We start from the raw sequence: 20,567 nt of genomic DNA, 5'->3' as shown, positions 1-20,567 counted from the left end.
TAAGTGCTTATTCTAAAGGAGGTTATGCAGGATGAAACTGATTGTTGCGATTATACAGGATAAAGACAGCAACCGATTATCCAGTGCATTGGTCAAAGCAAATTTCCGGGCAACGAAATTGGCCAGTACCGGTGGATTTTTGAAGGCAGGCAACACGACGTTTATGATCGGTGTCGATGATGGTCAAGTCGAGTCTGTAATGAACGTCATTCGCAGCAGCTGTAAGGTTCGTGAACAGCTCGTGACTCCGGTCACACCAATGAGTGGAACGACCGACTCTTACCTGCCGCTGCCTGTTGAAGTTCAAGTCGGCGGAGCTACCGTGTTTGTTCTGCCAGTAGATCGCTTTGAACACTTTTAATGAATCATTTTGCGTGAATGATGTGAAATGATTTTCTAGCGTCCTTGGTGGCTTATATGCGTCCTTCTTGATATCAGGAAACGGCGCTTTCCGTCCGAAATGAAGCAGTCCCTTCAGTGGATGTTCCTTTCGGGCGGAAGTTGACTATCAAGCAAGTCAGTGGTGGAATGTTTTTCTACCATTATATATAGAGCTTCGTACAGCTTATACAAGGCATCTTCCACGCACAGGCGCAGCGCGCACTGTGCTGATGGTCGATGGCCTACTATGATAGAAAGCGGGCATATCCATGAAAATCAATCCTGGATTCAGACCGGTGCAGAGTGGAATCAATTCTACTGATTCCAGTTCCAAACCGGTCCAATCCAAAAGTTTTTCTGACATGATGAATCACCAGGGCGAACGGGCCTCACAAGCGGAGCTTAACCGCCGGTTAAGTGAAATCCAGATGCAGGGCGATCGCTTGGCACGTTCCATGACGATTCGTGAGCTGAAAGCATACAAGCAGCTTGTCAAAAGGTTTCTGGAGGAAACCGTTCGTCGCGGTGTATCCATGAAAGAGACAAGAGGATGGGACCGACGGGGCAGAGGCAAAAGGTACAAGTTAATAGACGAAATCGACTCAGCTCTTTTATCCATGGCAGACGAACTGCTGGAAACGGAAGAGGGCAAAATCACGTTATTACAACAAGTAGGGGAAATTCGGGGAATGCTTATTAATTTAAGCTTCTGAGGAGGAAGTATGTCCTTTCAACAAATTATGGGTCAGCAGGCGGCGAAGCAGATGTTGCAGAGTAGTTTGAGACGCCAGGCGATAAGCCATGCGTATTTGTTTAGCGGGCCATCCGGCAGCGGGCAGCTGAAGACAGCCGTCACATTTGCCAAGGCCATATTCTGCACTGAGCTTGAAGATGATGCCTGCGGACAGTGTCTTGAGTGCCGTAAAGTGGAGCATGGCAATCATCCTGATTTAACGATGCTTGCCCCAGATGGAAACAACATTAAAATCGATCAGATTCGGGATCTGCAGCGTATCTTTTCATATCGCTCAGAGGCTGGACATCCCAAAGTTTATATCATAGAACAGGCAGAAAAAATGACCGTACAGGCGGCTAACAGCCTGCTGAAGTTTCTGGAAGAACCGCAGGTGCCTGCGGTGGGCATTCTGATTACCGATAATGGACAGGCAATGCTTCCGACCATTCGTTCACGATCACAGCTTGTTCCTTTCAGCGCGCTGAATCCGGAAGAAATGCTGCAAGCTTTGATTGCGGAAGGATACCCTGCCAATCTGGCACGTTCAGCAGTTCATTTGGCGTCAGGATTGGAATCATGTAGAGAAATTCTCCAGCAGAATTGGTTTGCAGAAATTAGAAACGTAATGTTACAATTAGGGAAGGAGTCCCTGGGTAGAGGGAGCACATCATTGATCTCTGCACAGCAGAAGCTTTTTAAAACCGGACTCTCAGAACATCTGGATATTATGCTTAGTCTATTCCATTTATGGTTTAGGGATATGCTGTACGTCCAGCACGGTAGGCATGAACATATCGTTTTTATAGATCAGTTGGACATGCTGTCTCAATTGGCACATACTCGCAGCACGGAGCAGTGGGTCTCCTATATGGATTTGGCCGCAGCATGCAGAAAAAAATTGCGTTTCAACGTCAATGGCCAGCTTTGTCTGGAGCAATTTTTGATCGGTTTGGCATAAGGCTGGGAGAGGACACCATTCATATGCAAACGGTTATAACTTCGGCGGGTTCCCTAAGAAGACAGGGCTTCAGACGAAGTGGGATTGGCTTACAAGGGGGTTAATTTTTTGTACAGTGTAGTGGGTGTCCGTTTCAAAAAAGCGGGCAAAATTTATTACTTCGATCCCCTGGACCTTCCCATTGAGAAAGAAAACTGCGTTATCGTGGAGACAGCGCGGGGGGTAGAGTACGGTAAGGTAGTTGTTGGCAAGAAAGAAGTAAGCGAGTCCGATGTGGTGCTGCCGCTCAAAAAAGTCATTCGGGTTGCTGGAGATACAGATGCCCGTGTGGTGGATGAGAACAAGCGTGCAGCCAAAGAAGCTTTCGGTACTTGTTTAAATAAAATCAAAGACCATGGCCTCAAGATGAAGCTGGTCGATGTGGAATTTACGTTTGATCGCAACAAGATCATTTTTTATTTTACAGCTGAAGGAAGAGTCGATTTCCGGGAGCTGGTCAAGGATCTGGCAAGCATTTTCCGGACACGGATCGAGCTGCGGCAGATTGGTGTACGGGATGAAGCCAAGATGCTTGGAGGGATCGGACCTTGCGGCCGTGTGTTATGTTGTTCTTCCTGGCTGGGAGACTTTGAGCCGGTATCAATCAAGATGGCTAAAGATCAGAGCCTGTCACTGAATCCGACGAAAATTTCAGGGTTGTGCGGAAGACTCATGTGCTGTCTGAAATTTGAGCATGATAACTATGAAAGTGTGAGAGAAGAACTGCCGGCTGTAGGCAAGTTGGTCGTCACCTCTTTGGGTGAAGGGAAAGTTGTCGGCATCAATGCCGGTAATCGCACAGTCCATGTTCAACTGTTCGACATCAGTAAAGTCAAAGAACTTCCGCTGGATGACGTCGTTATCAAGTAAACCATAAAGGTTGCTTCGGGGTGGAAACTTGGAAAAGAAAAATCTGTTTACGCACATTCACGAAATGGAAACCCAATTGGGTCAGTTGCACAGTGATTTAGGAGAGTTAAAAATGATTGTGAAGGAGCTGCTTGAAGATAATCAGCGGCTTACGATTGAAAATGAGCAGCTACGCAAACTGCTCAAGCGTGAAGCTCCGGCAGATCTGCCTGTCCCATCTGCACTGGCTCCAGCCGCTAGACCAGCAGGTCCGGCGACAGGTGAAGATGTGGTAGGTGAAGGATATGATAATCTGGCCCGGCTGTATCACGAAGGATTCCATATCTGCAATGTCTATTACGGACATTTGCGGACGGAAGGCGATTGCCTGTTCTGCCTGTCTTTTTTGAATAAATGAAGTGACCGTAGGGAAGAGCCCCTACGGTTTTTTTTCAAGGTTTCAAACCTAAACTAAAGCTAAGATGAGATATAGAGTACCGGAGGATGAACGTACCATATGACAGCTAATGAAGCTAGTGAAGTCGTTTTACATGAGTCAGAACGGATTGATGATCTGCTCTCTCATGATTTGAAAATTATCCAAAGTGATGAAGTATTCAGTTTTTCCATGGACGCGGTATTGCTCGCTCGATTTGCTTCTGTCCCGAAACGTGGTCGTGTGCTCGATTTATGTACAGGGAATGGAGTCGTTCCCATTCTGCTGACAACGCGTACCCAGGCGAAACTGGAAGGAATCGAGATCCAGCCCCGACTGGCGGATATGGCAAGGAGAAGTGTACAGCTGAATGCTCTGGATCAATCCATTACCATTCATGAGGGTGATCTGCGGGAACTGGTGAAAGAAACAGGACATGCTGTGTACGATGCAATAACAGTGAATCCACCTTATATGCCGCTGAACGGAAGTGACCTCAAGATGAATACACACCAAGCCATGGCCCGTCACGAGTTAGGCTGTACATTGGAGGAAGTCATTCAAGCCTGCAATCGTCTGGTACGTAATGGAGGTAAAGTATCCATGGTTCACCGTCCACAGCGTTTGGGTGAGATTATCTCTCTGATGAGAGAGTACAAGCTTGAGCCGAAGCGGATTCGAATGGTGCACCCACGTGCTCACCTCGAAGCCAATATGGTGTTAATCGAAGCCTTGAAGGATGGTAAACCAGAAGTACGAATGCTTCCACCACTCATTGTCTACAATGAAGAGGGAACCTATTGCGATGAGATTATGGATATTTATTACGGCTCACAACATACAACACCAATGTCGAAAGGAGGAGCGTAAATGACACTGCACATTCAAAAAAGCTATGCTGAAGCACATGATGGCATGGGGAAGTTATATTTGGTTGGGACACCGATTGGAAATCTGGATGATATGACATTTCGAGCAATTAAGACATTACAGAGCTGCGACATAATTGCTGCAGAGGACACAAGGCAAACCCGAAAGCTGCTGACCCATTATGAGATTACACCATCCATGTTATTTAGTTATCACGAGCATAATAAGGGGGCAAGTGGTCCTGAACTGATACGCTATATAATAGAAGGAAAAAATCTGGCGCTGGTCAGTGATGCTGGTTTGCCGGCCATTTCCGACCCGGGTTCTGATCTGGTACAACTAGCTATAGAAGCCGGAATTACGGTCATTCCAATTCCTGGTGCCAATGCAGCATTGTCTGCCTTGATCGTATCCGGACTACCGACGGAACGCTTCACGTTCGGCGGCTTTTTGCCGCGCGAGAAAAAGGATATGCGAAAAGTGCTGGAGGCTTTTGACGAATCCAATGGTACATTGTTGTTTTATGAGTCTCCCCATCGCATTCGCAAAACGTTAGCGTATCTGGAAGAGATTCTTGGCGATCGTTCCGTTGTACTGGCCCGAGAGCTGACGAAGCGACATGAGGAGTTTGCACGAGGCAGTGTACGGGAATGTATGGACTGGCTGGAGGAACATCCACCACTAGGTGAGTACTGTCTGCTTGTGGAAGGCATCAAAGAGGAGGAGCGGAAGGCAGAACGTGAAGCTTGGTGGCAATTAATGTCCTTGGAGGCGCATGTAAGTCATTATGAGAATGAAGGGCTCAACCGTAAAGATGCAATGAAGAAAACCGCGACAGACCGTGGATTAACAAAGCGTGATGTATATAATGCGTTGATCTGATCCTTATGATTACACCAAACAACTCTTGAATAGGGGAACATAACCTGAAAAGTACCTTATTGGAAAGCTTAATGAAATATTAAATGTCATAGGGCGGTGCAAAATATTTTTTGAATTTTTCACCGCTTTCCGATTTAAGGTGAACTGCTCCATGATGAGTCGGATAGGGGTAATAAAAAAAAGACCTTCCAACGGTGGGGTTCACACCGGGAAGGCAAGTAAGGAATATAAAAAGGTTAGAATTAACAATTGAATAAGTCCATTATACCTGATTTTTTTTATTTTGTCACAGGTGCAGGGATTTCGGAAATACATTCGTTACAAACAATTTTACCTTTGAAGTATGTCACGTTCTCAGCGTTGCCACAGAAGATACAAGCTGGCTCGTATTTTTTCAACATGATGCGCTCACCGTCAACATAGATTTCCAGAGCATCTTTTTCACCGATACCCAGTGTACGGCGCAATTCGATTGGAATAACTACCCGTCCCAGTTCATCTACTTTTCTAACAATACCTGTTGATTTCATCATTATAATCAGTGCTCCTCTCAGCTAACTATCATTGTCATTATTCGACATTATTTTATGTTTTATGATACTCATCATACCAACGATTCCCAAAACAGTCAACCTTAAAATTAGCTTAAAATTAAGGCTGTTTTTGATAAGATTACGGGTGGTAAGGGATTGGGAGCGATTTTTCACATTTAAACATCAATGGCAGGTTTGTCGATTTGGAAAACGTTAAAAGTGCTTTATTCGACAAAATTCGTCATTCTATGTCGAATTATCGGGCGGAATAAGGCTGGAAGCGACAAATAGAGATTAAATATAAGGGAGCGAAGCGACATGGAACAGCGATTAACGGAAGAAAAAGTGTTTAAAGATCCGGTACATAATTATATTCATGTGCAAGATCCGATTATATGGCAGTTGATCAATACACCAGAGTTTCAGCGATTGCGGCGGATTCGCCAGTTGGGCACTTCATACCTGACTTTTCACGGTGCAGAACACAGCCGATTCTCACACTCGCTTGGTGTTTATGAAATTACACGGAAGATCATCTCCCAATTTGAAAGAAGTCACTATTCCGATTGGCCTAAGGAGGAGAAAGCAGTCGCCCTCTGTGCAGCCTTGTTGCATGATCTAGGCCATGGACCGTTCTCTCATTCCATCGAAGAAGCCTTCGACATGAATCATGAAGACTGGACCTGCCGGATTATTCTGGGTGATACCGAGGTTGGGGCGATCCTGAGAAGGTATGCTCCCGATTTCCCAGAGAAGGTAGCCTCTGTTATTCAAAAAACATATGAGCAGCCCATTGTCGTAAATCTGGTCACTAGTCCACTTGATGCAGATCGGATGGACTATTTACTGCGGGATGCTTATTTTACAGGTGTGAACTATGGAACCATCGACCTTGACCGCATCCTGCGGATGCTTCGTCCATATCACGGAAGAATTGTGGTCAAGGAATCGGGAATGCATGCGGTGGAAGATTATCTGATGTCGCGCTATCAGATGTATTGGCAGATCTACTTCCATCCGGTAACCCGAAGTTCCGAGATCATCTTACGACAAATTTTTAAGCGGACCAAAGAGCTGGTGAAGCAGGGTTTCAATTTCCGCTTTATGCTTGAGCCATTGCCGCAGCTTTTTGAGGGTACACTCTCAGTTGATGAATATTTGCAATTGGATGAAGCACTAGTACAGACAGCATTCATGCAGTGGCGCAAAGAAAACGACCCTGTTCTGAGTGAGTTGTGCGAACGTTTTATGGATCGCAGGTTGTATAAGTATGTAGAGGTTGAACAGATCGATGTGGAGACGATTGAAGAAATTCGGACTGCCTTTGCCAAAGCAGGTCTGAATCCTGAATATGATCTGGAAATTGATTTTCCGACGGATCTTCCGTATGATGTTTTTCGTCCGGATGAATCAACAGACAAACAGATTTTGCTGCTTGATCGACAAGACAAGTTACATGAATTGTCCGAGGTGTCAGACATTGTTCGTTCAATCAGCGGAATACATCGTGGAAAGCATCATCTGTACTATCCACAAAATAAGGTGGATGCGATCATTCAAGAGCTGCCGTCTCATATACGTCCCTATTTCTCATGATCATGAGGTGCAAATTTTTTACAATTTAGCTATGAGAGAAAGAGTTTCTAATTAGAGATGTTCTCATGATACAGTAATCTGCTTTAATGGAGAGTATATGTAGATCGACATAATTTTGTAATGTACACTTTTTTTGAAATGTTGGACTTATGAAGTCTCCTATATATAGTAGAAAGTTATGCTTTTGTAGTCCATATATGGTACTTCCAGAAAATCAAATGAGAAGAACAACATTTGCGGATTTTAAATATTTGTTTGGGACAATAAACAGTTATTCGACAGGAAGGGAGAAATAAACATGATGTTATTCGACACACATACACACCTGGATGCACCGCAATTCGACGAGGACCGCGAGGAGATGATACAACGTGCAGTGGATGCTGGGGTTGGCCGCATGATCAATGTCGGTTTCAATCGGGAGACCATTCCTTCTACGATGAAACTTGCCGAAACGTATGATTTTATATATGCTGCTGTAGGCTGGCACCCACAGGATGCCATTACGATGCAGGACGGTGACCTCGAGTGGATTGCGTCTCTGTGCAAACATGAGAAAGTAGTTGCCATTGGTGAGATTGGCCTGGATTATTATTGGGACACTTCACCAAAGGATGTACAGCATCGTGTATTAAGACAACAGATCGGACTAGCTCGTGAGCTTAATATGCCGATTGTCATTCATAACCGGGATGCACATGAGGACATTGTGAAAATTTTACGCGAAGAGAAAGCCGGGGAAGTCGGAGGTGTGATGCACTCTTTCTCAGGAAGCTGGGAAACAGCAAAACTATGCCTGGATCTGGGGTTTCATCTATCCTTTGGCGGGCCGATTACGTTCAAAAATGCGAAACAGCCCAAAGAGGTACTGGCGAAGGTGCCAATGGACCGTTTTTTTATCGAAACAGACTCCCCATATCTAACACCACATCCTTATCGTGGAAAACGAAATGAAACAGCGCATGTACGTCTGGTTGCAGAAGCAGCTGCGGAAATTAAAGGCATTTCGGTAGAGGAAATTGCTGCAATAACAACCAAAAATGCCATGGAACGATTTGGGATTCGTTAAAAAACGAAGCAAAACCGGTGAAAAAGAGAGGTAGACGGAGCGAATTTGCTTTTTGATCCAAATAAATGAAGAATATTACAATATTTTAACCAAATATTTAGAAAAACGTACTTGAACAACGCTTTACAACATGCATCGAAACAGGATATCATCTTTTCAGTGAATTGTTGTGCGGAAAATTGGACAGATGTTCGGGGGATGAACAAAGGGACACTTTCCGATGACACAACAATACTTTCATGAACCGATCTCGCTGAGTCTCCGTTAACGGAGAGCGGGGGAACCAATAGGGCTTAAACATCAGCGAAAGCAGCTGATGCGCATCGTTCGCTGACCCAAAAGCAGTGAATGCATTTGCGAAGCGCTATTTGATTTCTTCTTTGGGTCTCGGGGTGAATTCAAGGGCATCCGCCATGAGCGGGTGACCGGAGATAGGGCGGCTCTCTTTCGCCCGAACCCGACAGCTAACCTCGCAAGCGGAAAAAGAGAGGCAACCTCGTGCATGAATTTCCGATATTCAAAATCATTCGGAAGCCACGAAAGAGTTCCTCTTACACTCTTTCTTTGGCTTTTTTGTTTTTGAATAAAAGAAATAGGGTCGTCATACGGTAAGTATTCAGGTGATGACATCATGTTGCGAAGAGCGGTTCATGGTGCAGAACCGGTCAATGAGATATCGACCTGTGTTCTGTAGAAAATTTGGTATAGTCGCGTCAAAGACATCATGCATTACTTTAGACGGCGAGGCTATGAAGGAGGACGGAGAAGTGGGCACATTCCAACCAGAAGAGACCCATGAGTCACGATCATCCAGTAAGTCTTACGCGTTGCGGTGGAAGCATGAGAACTTGCGTCAAATGGCACTGATCGCTATTTTCTCAATCGCACTTACAATCATGATCTTGTTAGTCGTTTACGGTCAAGCCGGAAAACAAATTTCACTGGTTATTGATGGCAAAGCTCAAGCGGTAGAGACTCGTACAGGAATGCTTCAAGAAATGCTGGAGGAGCAGTCAATCACAGTCAGCCCCCATGATGAGGTATCGATGCCTTTGAACGGAGCAATCGCAGATGGAGACCGCATTGTTATTGAGCGGGCCGTTCCAGTCAACATTACGGCAGACGGAGACACCAAGACTCTGTATACAACCGATTCATCGGTAGAAGATGCAATTCAGAAATCGGGAATTGAAGTTGCCAGTGAGGATAAAGTCTATCCTTCGCTCACAACACCAATCAAAGCAGATATGAAAATTCGTGTAGTGCGTGTAACAAAGCGTACAGTGGATGTGGAACAGCCGATTGCCTACAAAGTGATCAAAACGGCTGACCCCAGCTTGTACACAGGCGATAATCGTGTCATCGTAAATGGTAAAGAAGGTACACTTGTACAGCATATCGAAAAGGTGTTTCAGGATGGAGAATTGGTCTCCAAAAAGATGGTGGGCAAGTCGGTCTCGACCAATCGTGTCGATAAAGTGATTGCTGTCGGAACCAAAGCCAAACCTGTTGTGAAAGAGCCGGAGATTCAGACGGTATCGGCACAAACTTCCACAACCAAAAAAACAGCAACAACGAACTCGAAGAAAACCGCTGCATCAGGCAGCAAAGTGATTACCGTCTCAGGCAATTCTTTTAAATATTCCAAAGTACTTAAAAATGTATCGATGACTGCTTACTCCTCTGAGGAGCCTGGCATTGGTACAAAAACAGCTTCCGGTACCCGGGTGACCGAAGGACGGACCATTGCGGTCGATCCAAAGGTGATTCCGATTGGCTGGTGGGTGTATATCGAAGGCCTCGGCTTCCGTCGTGCGGAAGATACAGGCGGTGCCATTAAAGGCAACAAAATCGATGTGTATTATGACAGTGTGAAGCATGCCCTGAATTTCGGACGTAAGAAAGGCAAAACGGTATATGTAATTGGTCCGGTGAAGCCGGAAGCGAACTAAAATCGTTTTACTTTGAATGGGGAATGCTATAAAATAGTTGCATGAATGATTCATGCGGAATATGCGGCGGCGGAGTCTGAAGAGGCTCGCCGCCGTTTGGCAGAGAAGAGGATATTCCTCTTCTTTTTGCGTTAGAAAGGAAGAAATGGAACATGATAAAAGAAGTCATCGTGGTAGAAGGCCGCGACGATACCGTAGCCATCCGAAGAGCCGTTGAGGCTGATACAATAGAGACTGGCGGATCTGCCATCAACCAGCGTATCCTGAAGCGAATTGCACTTGCACAGGAGAGACGAGGCGTGATTGTACTTACCGATCCGGATCATGCAGGTGAGCGGATTCGCAAAATCATTGCGAATAAGGTCCCTGGCTGCAAACATGCTTTCATTCCGGAGGCTGATGCAACCCGCAAAGGAGACATTGGGGTCGAGAACGCCTCGCCTGAGGCAATTCGTCATGCACTGGCTCGTGTCCATACCTCGTATGAAGGTGCACCGAGCCTGATCGATTGGGAGGACTTGATTGCAGCAGGACTGATCGTACACCCACAGGCAGCCGCAAGGCGCATGGAAATGGGGAATCTGCTGGGCATAGGCTATTGTAACGGCAAACAGTTTTACAAGCGGCTGAGTGTATTCCAGATTACTCGGGAAGAGTTCTCTGCAGCATTATCGCAAATTGAACGTGAAGGATTGTGAGCGTATGAAAGGCATGGACGAGACTTTGGAAATTGCAACACCCAAGCGGACGAAAGAGATTATTCAAAGACATGGATTCTCATTCAAAAAAAGTCTGGGTCAGAACTTTCTGATTGATCAGAATATATTGAATAAAATTGTGAATGCAGCCGATCTGGACGAGTCCAAGGGCGCACTGGAAATCGGTCCGGGTATTGGAGCACTTACAGAGCGGCTGGCTCGGGTGGCCGGCCCTGTAACAGCTGTGGAAATTGATCAGCGCTTACTGCCGATCCTGGGCGAAGTGATGGAACCTTATTCTAACGTCAGAGTGCAGCACGGAGATGTGCTGAAGCTGGACTTGGCAGAGCTCTTCCGTACGGACTTTGCCAGTGTAGACAAAGTGAGTGTTGTAGCTAACCTGCCCTATTATGTGACAACTCCAATTATGATGAAGCTGCTGGAAGAGAAACTGCCGGTAGACAGTATTGTCGTCATGATTCAGAAGGAAGTGGCGGAACGTATGGCAGCAGCACCTGGCTCGAAGGACTATGGCAGTCTGAGCATTGCAGTCCAGTATTATAGTGTGCCGGAGTTGGTCTGCGTTGTGCCGCCAACGGTATTCATTCCGCAGCCTAATGTGGAATCTGCGGTCATCAAGCTCAAAGTGCGGGAACAGCCGCCTGTCGAAGTTCCAGATGAAGCGCATTTCTTTGAAGTGGTACAAGCTTCTTTTGCCCAGCGGAGGAAAACAATCTCGAACAACCTGAAAGCTCGCTTCTTCACCAAGGAAAATCGGGAGCAGGCAGACCAGTTGCTGGAGCAGGCTGGCATACAGCCATCCAGACGCGGGGAGACGCTCAGTCTGCAGGAGTATGCGACCCTCAGCACGGTGATGTGGGAAGCAGGCGTCCGTGCCGGCCTGTAAATAAATTCGGATGAACCAATCCGGGTCCCTGCCCATACGATGGGGTAGAGGTGATTATGTTATGAATATCGGAGACTTGGTCGTTCGGAAGTCATACGGCGGAGATGTGACTTTTCGGGTGGAAGGCCTCCAGTTGGATAGTGCGGTCATTAAAGGGACCGAATTCCGGCTGCTTGCCGACGCCCCGGTGGATGATTTGATACAGGTTCCTTACGAACCACAGAGTGCCAAGACCAGGCAGGCACATGTAAAGGCGCATCAAACACTGTCAAGGCTGCAGCAAAACAGAATGGAGCAGGCAGAACGCAATCGCGAAGGTCTGGCTCAGGATTGGTCTGTACAGCGGGAGCCGGCTTATTTTGAAATGCCAGGCAAGGTACTGCATTTGGATGGGGACCCAAATTATCTGAAGAAGAGCATGAATCTCTATGAACAGCTCCGTGTCCCGGCAGAGGGGCAATATGTACATGAGTCGGCTATGGCTGATACGCTATATCGTCTTCTCCCCAAGGTGCGGCCTGACATTGTAGTCATTACGGGCCATGATGGGGTGCTGAAGACCCGTCAGCCTTATGACTTATACAGTCTCGGGAGTTATAAAAATTCGCAAAATTTTGTAGCCGCAATTCAGGTGGCGAGGCAATATGAACGTCATCTGGATGCACTCACGATTGTTGCAGGTGCATGTCAGTCCCATTTTGAAGCCCTTCTGCGGGCAGGTGCGAACTTTGCGAGCTCACCCGGCCGTATTTTGATTCATGCACTTGATCCGGTATATGTGGCCGCCAAGGCAGCCTTTACTTCAGTAAGGGAAACGGTGAACATGAATGATATTCTGCATAACACCATTAGTGGCAGCCAGGGAGTCGGTGGTGTCGAAACACGCGGTAGCTACCGCGTTGGTTTGCCTGGTTTGAATGATTTATCCACGCTAAAAGTGAACCCATCGGCAGTTTGATGCCGACCAATGAAAGTCCCAATGCGGGGCTTTTTTTGTTTGCAAAAAAATTCATTGACAGCAACTTTTCCATGCTGATATAATATTTAGTTTTGATTTGACAGTGACTGTAAATTCAGGTATAATGGACAAGAAAAGAGGTGGTCGTCGACAATGGCTAAAAATACGCTGTTGGATATCAAACGCAATCTCGATGCTCATATAGGTCAAAAAATTATGTTGCGGGCTAATGGTGGCCGCCGTAAGACTATTGAGCGTACGGGTGTATTGGAAGAAACGTACCCTTCTGTTTTTATCGTCAAGCTTGATGAGGAGCAAGAAACCTTCAAGCGAGTATCTTACAGTTATGCAGATATACTTACGGAGTCGGTGGAAGTCATGGTATTTGATCCAGGCAGCCAGACGCCTAACTCCTATATGGAGACGTAAGCATTGTTTTACAGGCGGTCCGCTCTTATGGCGGATCGCCTTTTTATTTTATACAAAACTGCCCAGGTGGGCTTGTTCAGGAATGAGGTTTAACCAGAAACGGCATACTACTTGAACAGGCCGCTAACGATATGCTGAAACAGTTTATCGGAAAAGTGTGTCTGTCGTCGTCAAGTATCGATCCGGTTGATTGGACTTATCAGAACAGCTACTTCAAGGAGGATGGTTTCATGAGCCGCAGAAGAAGAAGTGTGATGTCGGATGAACTCAAGAATGAGCTGGCAAAAGACCTGGGCTTTTATGATACCGTACAGCAGGAAGGCTGGGGTGGCATTAAAGCAAAGGATGCGGGCAATATGGTGAAGCGGGCCATTCAGCTTGCTGAACAGGCAGCACGCAAATCCTAATTCGTTCTAACGGTTTGGAGAGCGGGGCCTTCCACTGGGTTGACCTCGCTTTTTCCCCATGGATTCGGAATAAAAATGACTTGACAGTCCCATTTTGATATAATATGTTAAGTTGTCTTAGGGAAAAGGTGAGGACGGGTGAACGCCTTGAAAATTTACGAAAAAGCGCCTGCTAAAATTAATTTGATGCTGGACGTTTTACATAAAAGAAGCGATGGCTTCCATGAGGTCGAGATGATCATGACCATGGTCGATCTGGCTGACCGACTTGAAATGTCGGAACTGCCTCGAGATACCATATTTATCTCCAGTCAGGCTGGGTATATTCCACTTGATGAGAAGAACTTGGCATTTCAGGCGGCCAGATTGATTAAAGAGCGTTACAATGTGCGTACAGGGGTGCATATTCATCTGGACAAAAAGATTCCGGTGGCTGCCGGACTGGCGGGAGGCAGCAGTGATGCCGCAGCTACGCTGCGTGGATTGAACCGGCTCTGGCGTCTGAATATCCCGGATCATGAGCTGCAGGAGCTTGGAGCGGAACTTGGGTCGGATGTACCCTTCTGTATAACGGGTGGAACAGCACTCGCTACAGGTCGTGGAGAGAAGCTGACACCGATGCCTAATCCACCACAATGCTGGGTGATTCTGGCCAAGCCTCCGATCAATGTGTCGACAGCAGACGTGTACGGACGGTTCCGCAGTGATAAGATCGTTCGGCATCCGAGCGCTGCCAAAATGGAGCAGGCCATACGCAACCAATCATTTGCAGACGTATGTGGACAGATGGGCAATGTGCTTGAGGATGTTACGCTTAAGCTGTACCCGGAAGTGCAGCATTTGAAAGATGCCATGGTTAAACTGGGTGCAGATGGAGTACTTATGTCTGGTAGCGGTCCAACCGTTTTCGGACTGGTCTCCAAGGAATCCAAGGTGGCACGGATCTATAATGGGCTGCGTGGCTTCTGCAAAGAAGTGTATGCAGTACGCATGTTGACTTAGAATTCGCTTTTATAATGTACAAACACGTATAAAGGTGGTATATTTTTAAATAATTATTCGGATTTGGATGTTTTCCGTGATCGTGAGGATGGATCTCTGTGAAGAAATTAAAACGAAGCGCTAGGCTGGTTGAAATGACGCAGTATTTATTGTCAAGACCGCATACGGTTATTCCGCTGACCACTTTTGCCGAACGTTATGGTGCCGCGAAGTCGTCAATCAGTGAAGATTTGGCGATTATCAAGGAAGTGTTCGAAGAAGGTGGGTCGGGAGAACTGCAAACACTGGCAGGGGCTGCGGGGGGAGTTAAATGGATTCCGAAGGTATCCAGAGAGCATGCTCTGGCTTTTGCTGAACGACTCAGCAACCAGCTGGAACAGCCCGACCGTATTCTGCCTGGCGGATATCTCTACATGTCTGACTTGCTTGGACAGCCTGCATTGATGAATGAGGCAGGCAAAATATTTGCGACTGCTTTTGGCAACATGGATATCGATGTAGTCATGACAGTAGAAACGAAGGGGATCCCCCTCGCATATGCGACCGGAGCCCAACTTAACCTGCCTGTTGTGCTCGTTCGCAGGGACCATCAGGCTACGGAAGGATCAGCCGTAAGTATCAATTATGTGTCCGGGTCCCATAAAAGTCTGCACACGATGTCCCTGTCCCGCAGAGCAATGCGTGAACATTCCCGGGTGCTGATCGTGGATGATTTCATGAAAGCTGGAGGAACGGTACAGGGCATGATCGATTTGCTGGCCGAGTTTAATGCAACGGTAGCTGGCGTAGGGGTATTGGTGGAATCCGGTTCGGTTGATTCGGAAGAGCGCTTGCTGACCGATTACGTATCCCTCGCCCAGCTGACAGCGGTGGATGCAAAGAGCAGACACATTTCGGTGAAGCCTGGAAACTATTTTGACTTGTAGAAAGTTGACGAATGACATGTCGGGAAAGGTTCTATTCCATCGACCCGGCTCTAACGTTGTCGAATTGTGTATTAAATAAAAAAATTCCTGAAATTAGGACATTTTTGTGGTTATAAAAAGAAGGAGTTCGTATAGGCTGTGTGGAATTATACACCAAGTTCTGATGGAAAAAGGTGGTGAACACACACATGCAAATTACGGATGTCAGACTCCGCCGTGTTAACTCGGAGGGGAGAATGAAGGCTATCGCATCCATTACCATCGATAACGAATTCGTCGTTCATGACATTCGCGTCATTGATGGGAACAACGGAATGTTTGTTGCTATGCCGAGCAAGCGGACTCCTGACGGAGAATTCCGTGATATCGCCCACCCGATCTCTTCCGGTACTCGTGAGAAGATTCAGGCTGCTGTTTTGACTGAGTATGATCGCGCTGCAACTGAGGAAGAAGTCATTGAAGAAGGTGCCTGAGAACATTATTGGGGTTCGAAGGAAAAGAGAGCCATGTCTTATGGCTCTCTTTTCTTTTTGACCGGAATAAGATATATTCAGTATTGAGTTTATTCAAAGAGGAACATTTTGCAGCTTCATTGCTGGAAAATGTTGAGGAAAACAATAGCGCAGCGTGCGCTTGGTGACAGGGCGGCATCTTAAGAGTCATTGGGATTCGGTTAAGGCTCGCAGGTACACGGCGTATACATATAGGTCACGATTGCTCGTGTCCGCGTTGTTACGTGTGATTACAGAGACAGCAGGCGATGAACAAGACCGGCTTCAGGCCGGCTGAACGATACTCATTGAGAATGATCCATGAAGATGGGCATTTCGATGGGGTTTTCAGAACAGGAGGTCGTGAATTTTGAAACGAATGGCAATTGTACTTGCTGCAGGGCAAGGTAAACGAATGAAATCGAAATTGTACAAAGTGCTGCATCCCGTATGTGGTAAACCTATGGTGGGTCACGTGCTGGATGCGGCTCTTCGCGCAGGCGTTGAACGCAGTGTAGTCGTGGTCGGTCATGGGGCTGAAGCGGTACAGTCATTTTTGGGTTCCAAGGCAGAGTATGCACTTCAGGCTGAACAGCTCGGGACAGGTCACGCAGTGAAGCAGGTTAAGTCTCTGCTTGGCAGTGAGGAAGGGTCTACCATCGTTGTTTGTGGGGATACACCTCTGGTAACCAGTGAAACACTGGAAGGACTGATGAAGCTTCATGAGAGTCGCGGTGCTGCTGCCACAGTGTTGACGGCTCAATTGGACAACCCTAAAGGCTACGGCCGCGTCATTCGCGGAGAAGACGGTTCTGTACAACGCATTGTGGAGCAGAAGGACTGCACGGAGCAGGAAGATGCTGTGAATGAGATTAACACAGGGACATACTGCTTTGATAATGCAAAATTGTTTGCTGCACTGGAGAAAGTGACGAACCAGAACGCCCAGGGTGAATATTACCTGACAGATGTTGTTGGGATTTTCCGCAACGATGGAGAAGTGGTTGAAGCTTACATGTCAGATGATATCGCGGAATCCATTGGGGTCAATGATCGACTCGCCCTTTCCCAAGCCGAAGCATATATGCGTGAACGTTTGGCAGTGAAACATATGTTGAACGGTGTTACAATCATTGATCCGACATCGACATATATCGGAGCGGATGTTACGATTGGATCAGACACGGTATTGTACCCGGGAACTATTTTGAAAGGGACAACTTCCATTGGCGAAGCTTGCCATATTGGTCCTCAGGCCGATATTGAAGATAGTATCATTCAGAATGGTGTTACCATTAAACATTCCGTGTTGTCCCAAGCCGAAGTTGGCGAAGAGACAACGATAGGACCTTTTGCTTACCTGCGTCCAGGTACTAAGCTGGGCCGTAAAGTAAAAATTGGTGACTTTGTCGAAGTGAAAAATGCTACAATTGATGAAGGATCCAAAGTATCACATCTCAGCTATATTGGGGATGCTAAAGTAGGTAAGAACGTAAATGTTGGATGCGGGGCAATAACGGTTAATTATGATGGATATAATAAAGCTGTAACGACAATCGAAGATGATGCGTTCGTAGGCAGCAATGTCAATCTGATTGCACCCATCACGGTAGGAAAAGGCGCATATGTGGTAGCCGGCTCCACCGTTACACATTCCGTTCCGGAGAACGATCTGGCTATTGCTCGTCCTCGCCAGGAGAACAAACCTGGGTACGCGGAGAAGATTCGCGGACGTGCCAAAGCTAAGAAACAAAATGCCAAACCCGAATAAGGGGTTTTGATAACAAGATTTTGCCTCCTGATCTATCGGGAGGTGCCGACATGTCGCAGACGCTTATAGATTCCAATGAACCAGCACGGAGGGTTTTTATTTTATGACTTATTTTGATTCGAAATTAAAAATATTTACTTGCAATTCTAACCCCAAGCTTGCCCATCAAATTGCTGATTATATCGGAATTCCTATGGGCGAATCTCACACAACCAGCTTCAGCGATGGTGAGATTCAAGTGAAGCTCTCCGAGAGCGTTCGGGGCTGTCACGTTTATATCGTGCAGTCCACTTGCTTGCCGGTTAATGACAACCTGATGGAAATGCTCGTCATGATTGATGCACTGAAACGGGCATCAGCCAAGACAATTAACGTTGTAATTCCGTATTACGGCTACGCAAGACAGGATCGTAAGGCACGTTCGCGTGACCCAATTACGGCAAAACTGGTAGCGAATCTGATCGAAAAAGCAGGGGCAACCCGTGTTATCGCAATGGACTTGCACGCCATGCAAATCCAGGGATTTTTCGATATTCCAGTGGATCATCTGCTTGGGGTGCCTATTCTGGCTCAATATTTCCGTTCCAAACAGATCGAAAATCCCGTTGTTGTATCGCCTGACCACGGTGGTGTAGTTCGTGCACGGAAGCTGGCTGATTTCCTGAACGCACCTCTGGCGATTATTGACAAGCGTCGTCCGGAGCCGAATGTAAGTGAAGTTATGAACATTATCGGTAACATTGAAGGCAAAACGGCGATTTTGATCGATGATATCATCGATACGGCGGGGACGATTGTGCTGGGTGCAAACGCACTGATGGAAGGCGGCGTGAAGGAAGTATACGCATGCTGTACGCACCCGGTTTTGTCCGGACCAGCGATGGAACGTTTGGAGAATGCACCGCTTAAGGAAGTTATCGTAACAGATACCATTCCAATTACGCATGCCAATCCGACAAGCAAACTCAAAGTGTTGTCTGTAGCACCTTTGCTCGGAGAAGCCATTATCCGGGTTCATGAGGAATTGTCAATCAGCAAGCTGTTTGAAATTGAATAAGGATGTCTGCACAAAGTAGTAGAGGGGTTACGTTTTCCGGTAGAACGGAAAATGTAACCCCTGTCGGCGTGCCATTTTAATGCAAAGCATGAAGAGCCGGATGGATTGATGTTAATATCCCGGCCGTGAAATGAAGCGGAAGCGCCGCCGATGAAAAAGAGTGTCGGCAATTTCGACAAATTGATTATCGAAACGTGTAATTAATCCGATCTCAATATGGGTGTCGCGGTCATATACCTGTACAGGTACATGGTATTCGAGATGATAGATAAAATCGCTATGTTGAGTCAGTTGTCCGTTATCTTCGCGCAAAACCCGCTCACCTTCCTGGGTTAATGAAATAATAATCGTGAAAATTACAGTAAATAGGAAGTTCACTTTCTTGATATTATATGAAATATAACATTCGAAGTCTATGCCTCACCTCATGGTGATCCGAAGGAGGGAATAAGATGAAGTGGATTGTAGGCCTGGGGAATCCCGGCCCAAACTATGCCAAAACACGACATAATATCGGATTTATGGCACTGGATCAACTGGCCAGTCGTCATGGAATTTCAATTACCCAGAGCAAGTGCAAGGCGTTAATTGGGGAAGGGAATATTGGCGGTGTCAAAACCGTACTGATCAAACCCATGACGTTCATGAATCTGTCCGGTGAATCGGTACGGGCATATATGGATTTTTATAAAGTTAGTCTGGAAGACCTGATTGTCGTTTATGACGATATGGACACTGAAATTGGCAAAGTTAGACTGCGCTATCAAGGCAGTGCCGGAGGTCATAATGGAATCAAATCCATTATTCAGCATACAGGCACACAGCAGTTTAACCGGGTACGCATGGGTATATCCCGTCCAGAGCCAGGACATGCCATTGTGGATTATGTGCTGTCGACATTTATGAAGAAAGAGAAGGAAGCACTTGAGCATACTATTGAGCAAACCTGTGATGCACTGGAGCACAGTCTGAACCATACGTTTGAGCAGACAATGGCCAAGTTCAACGGGTAGGACTTGTAAGGAGAAGACACTGGAAAAATTGATCAAAGTCGGGTTCAATTCAGTCATAATGGGCATACTGGACGTATAAACCGTGTTCAGGAGGCATAGACATGTCAGTGAATTATGTATGCAGGCATTGCCGTACTTTTATTGGACGAATCGATTCTACCCGAATATCAGAAGCCCAGTTAGGCTTTCATTTCTTGACCCCCGACGAGCGGAGGGATATAATAGCGTATAATTCCGGTGGCGATATTACCGTTCGGATTACTTGCGATTACTGCAAGGAAGCAATTGAACTCAATCCTGAGCTCAGCCTGCTTGCGAGCCCGCTTCAATAATAAGCCTGGTTCGCAGCGAAGTATTGATAACAGATGATGGCGGGTGCGGAATACCGCTCCACCTTTATAGCCTTGGCAGCCTGCTGAGGCTTCTTTTCAGTTTTGAAATGAAAATGACCATCATGAAATCAGTTAATCGGTTCAACCTGTTGTGGCAATGAAGCGAGTAATCCTATATGATGAAACAGGACAAAAAGGAATTTGTATCCAATTTAAAATGATGATGCTGCGCCTAGGCGTAAGGTAATCAAGTAAGTTATAAGAGAGGTGCCCCT

Annotated in this window: 24 protein-coding genes and 1 riboswitch; of the genes, 22 read left to right on the top strand and 2 right to left on the bottom strand. The window is 46.5% G+C overall.

What is annotated here, in order from left to right:
* Positions 1-31: 31 nt before the first annotated feature.
* The 7 genes from AAIH57_RS28255 (at position 32) to rsmI (ending at position 5,151) form a co-directional block, all read left to right on the top strand.
* Positions 32-361, top strand: a complete 330-nt coding sequence (locus AAIH57_RS28255) for a cyclic-di-AMP receptor (RefSeq protein WP_017691391.1) — start codon at positions 32-34, stop codon at positions 359-361.
* Between the two features lie 289 nt (positions 362-650).
* Complete coding sequence (locus AAIH57_RS28250; RefSeq protein WP_175394638.1) at positions 651-1,094, top strand: YaaR family protein; 444 nt, start codon at positions 651-653, stop codon at positions 1,092-1,094.
* Positions 1,095-1,103: 9 nt separating this feature from the next.
* Positions 1,104-2,075 carry a DNA polymerase III subunit delta' gene (gene holB, locus AAIH57_RS28245; protein ID WP_430023806.1) on the top strand — a complete coding sequence of 324 codons (972 nt, stop codon included), beginning with the start codon at positions 1,104-1,106 and terminating at the stop codon, positions 2,073-2,075.
* Positions 2,076-2,183: 108 nt separating this feature from the next.
* Complete coding sequence (locus AAIH57_RS28240) at positions 2,184-2,984, top strand: PSP1 domain-containing protein (RefSeq protein WP_175394636.1); 801 nt, start codon at positions 2,184-2,186, stop codon at positions 2,982-2,984.
* Positions 2,985-3,012: 28 nt separating this feature from the next.
* Positions 3,013-3,381 carry a DNA replication initiation control protein YabA gene (gene yabA, locus AAIH57_RS28235; RefSeq protein WP_175394635.1) on the top strand — a complete coding sequence of 123 codons (369 nt, stop codon included), beginning with the start codon at positions 3,013-3,015 and terminating at the stop codon, positions 3,379-3,381.
* A 99-nt stretch (positions 3,382-3,480) separates the two neighbouring features.
* Complete coding sequence (locus AAIH57_RS28230; protein ID WP_430023805.1) at positions 3,481-4,269, top strand: tRNA1(Val) (adenine(37)-N6)-methyltransferase; 789 nt, start codon at positions 3,481-3,483, stop codon at positions 4,267-4,269.
* Positions 4,270-5,151: a 16S rRNA (cytidine(1402)-2'-O)-methyltransferase gene (gene rsmI / locus AAIH57_RS28225; RefSeq protein WP_430023804.1), complete on the top strand. Its 882-nt coding sequence runs from the start codon at positions 4,270-4,272 to the stop codon at positions 5,149-5,151. It abuts the gene before it with no gap.
* A 278-nt stretch (positions 5,152-5,429) separates the two neighbouring features.
* Here rsmI and AAIH57_RS28220 read toward each other — a convergent pair whose 3' ends face one another.
* On the bottom strand, positions 5,430-5,684 hold the full coding sequence (locus AAIH57_RS28220) for an AbrB/MazE/SpoVT family DNA-binding domain-containing protein (RefSeq protein ID WP_024633700.1): 255 nt from the start codon (positions 5,682-5,684) through the stop codon (positions 5,430-5,432).
* A 318-nt stretch (positions 5,685-6,002) separates the two neighbouring features.
* On the opposite strand from AAIH57_RS28220, the gene AAIH57_RS28215 reads away from it, so the two are divergent.
* The 13 genes from AAIH57_RS28215 to AAIH57_RS28155 all read left to right on the top strand — a co-directional run bounded on the left by AAIH57_RS28215 (position 6,003) and on the right by AAIH57_RS28155 (position 18,947).
* Positions 6,003-7,280, top strand: coding sequence for an HD domain-containing protein (locus tag AAIH57_RS28215; RefSeq protein ID WP_430023803.1), 1,278 nt, complete (start codon positions 6,003-6,005; stop codon positions 7,278-7,280).
* A gap of 298 nt (positions 7,281-7,578) precedes the next feature.
* Positions 7,579-8,349 carry a TatD family hydrolase gene (locus AAIH57_RS28210; RefSeq protein WP_175394631.1) on the top strand — a complete coding sequence of 257 codons (771 nt, stop codon included), beginning with the start codon at positions 7,579-7,581 and terminating at the stop codon, positions 8,347-8,349.
* A gap of 241 nt (positions 8,350-8,590) precedes the next feature.
* Positions 8,591-8,844, top strand: a riboswitch (cyclic di-AMP (ydaO/yuaA leader).
* A 272-nt stretch (positions 8,845-9,116) separates the two neighbouring features.
* Positions 9,117-10,301, top strand: coding sequence for a ubiquitin-like domain-containing protein (locus AAIH57_RS28205; protein WP_430023802.1), 1,185 nt, complete (start codon positions 9,117-9,119; stop codon positions 10,299-10,301).
* 152 nt (positions 10,302-10,453) lie between these two features.
* Positions 10,454-10,999: a ribonuclease M5 gene (rnmV, locus tag AAIH57_RS28200; RefSeq protein ID WP_175394629.1), complete on the top strand. Its 546-nt coding sequence runs from the start codon at positions 10,454-10,456 to the stop codon at positions 10,997-10,999.
* A 4-nt stretch (positions 11,000-11,003) separates the two neighbouring features.
* The gene (rsmA, locus tag AAIH57_RS28195; RefSeq protein WP_430023801.1) at positions 11,004-11,906 is read left to right on the top strand and encodes a 16S rRNA (adenine(1518)-N(6)/adenine(1519)-N(6))-dimethyltransferase RsmA; all 903 of its coding nucleotides are present in this window, start codon (positions 11,004-11,006) and stop codon (positions 11,904-11,906) included.
* Between the two features lie 61 nt (positions 11,907-11,967).
* Positions 11,968-12,864 (top strand): sporulation peptidase YabG, encoded by an 897-nt coding sequence (gene yabG, locus AAIH57_RS28190; protein ID WP_175394628.1) that lies wholly within the window; start codon positions 11,968-11,970, stop codon positions 12,862-12,864.
* Positions 12,865-13,017: 153 nt separating this feature from the next.
* A complete protein-coding gene (gene veg / locus AAIH57_RS28185; RefSeq protein WP_175394627.1) occupies positions 13,018-13,293 on the top strand; it encodes a biofilm formation stimulator Veg in 276 nt (91 codons plus the stop codon).
* Between the two features lie 230 nt (positions 13,294-13,523).
* Positions 13,524-13,700 carry a small, acid-soluble spore protein, alpha/beta type gene (locus AAIH57_RS28180; protein WP_175394626.1) on the top strand — a complete coding sequence of 59 codons (177 nt, stop codon included), beginning with the start codon at positions 13,524-13,526 and terminating at the stop codon, positions 13,698-13,700.
* Between the two features lie 147 nt (positions 13,701-13,847).
* Positions 13,848-14,702 (top strand): 4-(cytidine 5'-diphospho)-2-C-methyl-D-erythritol kinase, encoded by an 855-nt coding sequence (gene ispE / locus AAIH57_RS28175; RefSeq protein WP_430023812.1) that lies wholly within the window; start codon positions 13,848-13,850, stop codon positions 14,700-14,702.
* Positions 14,703-14,800: 98 nt separating this feature from the next.
* Positions 14,801-15,628, top strand: coding sequence for a pur operon repressor (purR, locus tag AAIH57_RS28170; protein ID WP_095293352.1), 828 nt, complete (start codon positions 14,801-14,803; stop codon positions 15,626-15,628).
* A gap of 188 nt (positions 15,629-15,816) precedes the next feature.
* Positions 15,817-16,101: a septation regulator SpoVG gene (gene spoVG / locus AAIH57_RS28165; protein WP_017691372.1), complete on the top strand. Its 285-nt coding sequence runs from the start codon at positions 15,817-15,819 to the stop codon at positions 16,099-16,101.
* A gap of 397 nt (positions 16,102-16,498) precedes the next feature.
* The gene (glmU, locus tag AAIH57_RS28160) at positions 16,499-17,890 is read left to right on the top strand and encodes a bifunctional UDP-N-acetylglucosamine diphosphorylase/glucosamine-1-phosphate N-acetyltransferase GlmU (RefSeq protein WP_217506329.1); all 1,392 of its coding nucleotides are present in this window, start codon (positions 16,499-16,501) and stop codon (positions 17,888-17,890) included.
* Positions 17,891-17,993: 103 nt separating this feature from the next.
* Positions 17,994-18,947: a ribose-phosphate diphosphokinase gene (locus AAIH57_RS28155; protein ID WP_017691370.1), complete on the top strand. Its 954-nt coding sequence runs from the start codon at positions 17,994-17,996 to the stop codon at positions 18,945-18,947.
* 111 nt (positions 18,948-19,058) lie between these two features.
* Here the strand turns inward: AAIH57_RS28155 and AAIH57_RS28150 are convergent, their stop codons facing one another.
* On the bottom strand, positions 19,059-19,259 hold the full coding sequence (locus AAIH57_RS28150; protein ID WP_024633712.1) for a hypothetical protein: 201 nt from the start codon (positions 19,257-19,259) through the stop codon (positions 19,059-19,061).
* A gap of 140 nt (positions 19,260-19,399) precedes the next feature.
* On the opposite strand from AAIH57_RS28150, the gene pth reads away from it, so the two are divergent.
* Both pth and AAIH57_RS28140 read left to right on the top strand, forming a co-directional pair.
* Entirely contained in the window at positions 19,400-19,960 is a 561-nt protein-coding gene (gene pth, locus AAIH57_RS28145; protein ID WP_175394625.1) for an aminoacyl-tRNA hydrolase, read from the top strand.
* 101 nt (positions 19,961-20,061) lie between these two features.
* Positions 20,062-20,292 (top strand): anti-sigma-F factor Fin family protein, encoded by a 231-nt coding sequence (locus AAIH57_RS28140; protein WP_175394624.1) that lies wholly within the window; start codon positions 20,062-20,064, stop codon positions 20,290-20,292.
* The last annotated feature ends 275 nt before the right edge of the window (positions 20,293-20,567 follow it).

Source organism: Paenibacillus sp. MABNR03 (assembly GCF_050455445.1).
Classification (GTDB): Bacteria; Bacillota; Bacilli; order Paenibacillales; family Paenibacillaceae; genus Paenibacillus; species Paenibacillus xylanilyticus.
The sequence above is the reverse complement of the archived record's forward strand: the minus strand, read 5'-3'. Positions and strand labels throughout refer to the sequence as shown.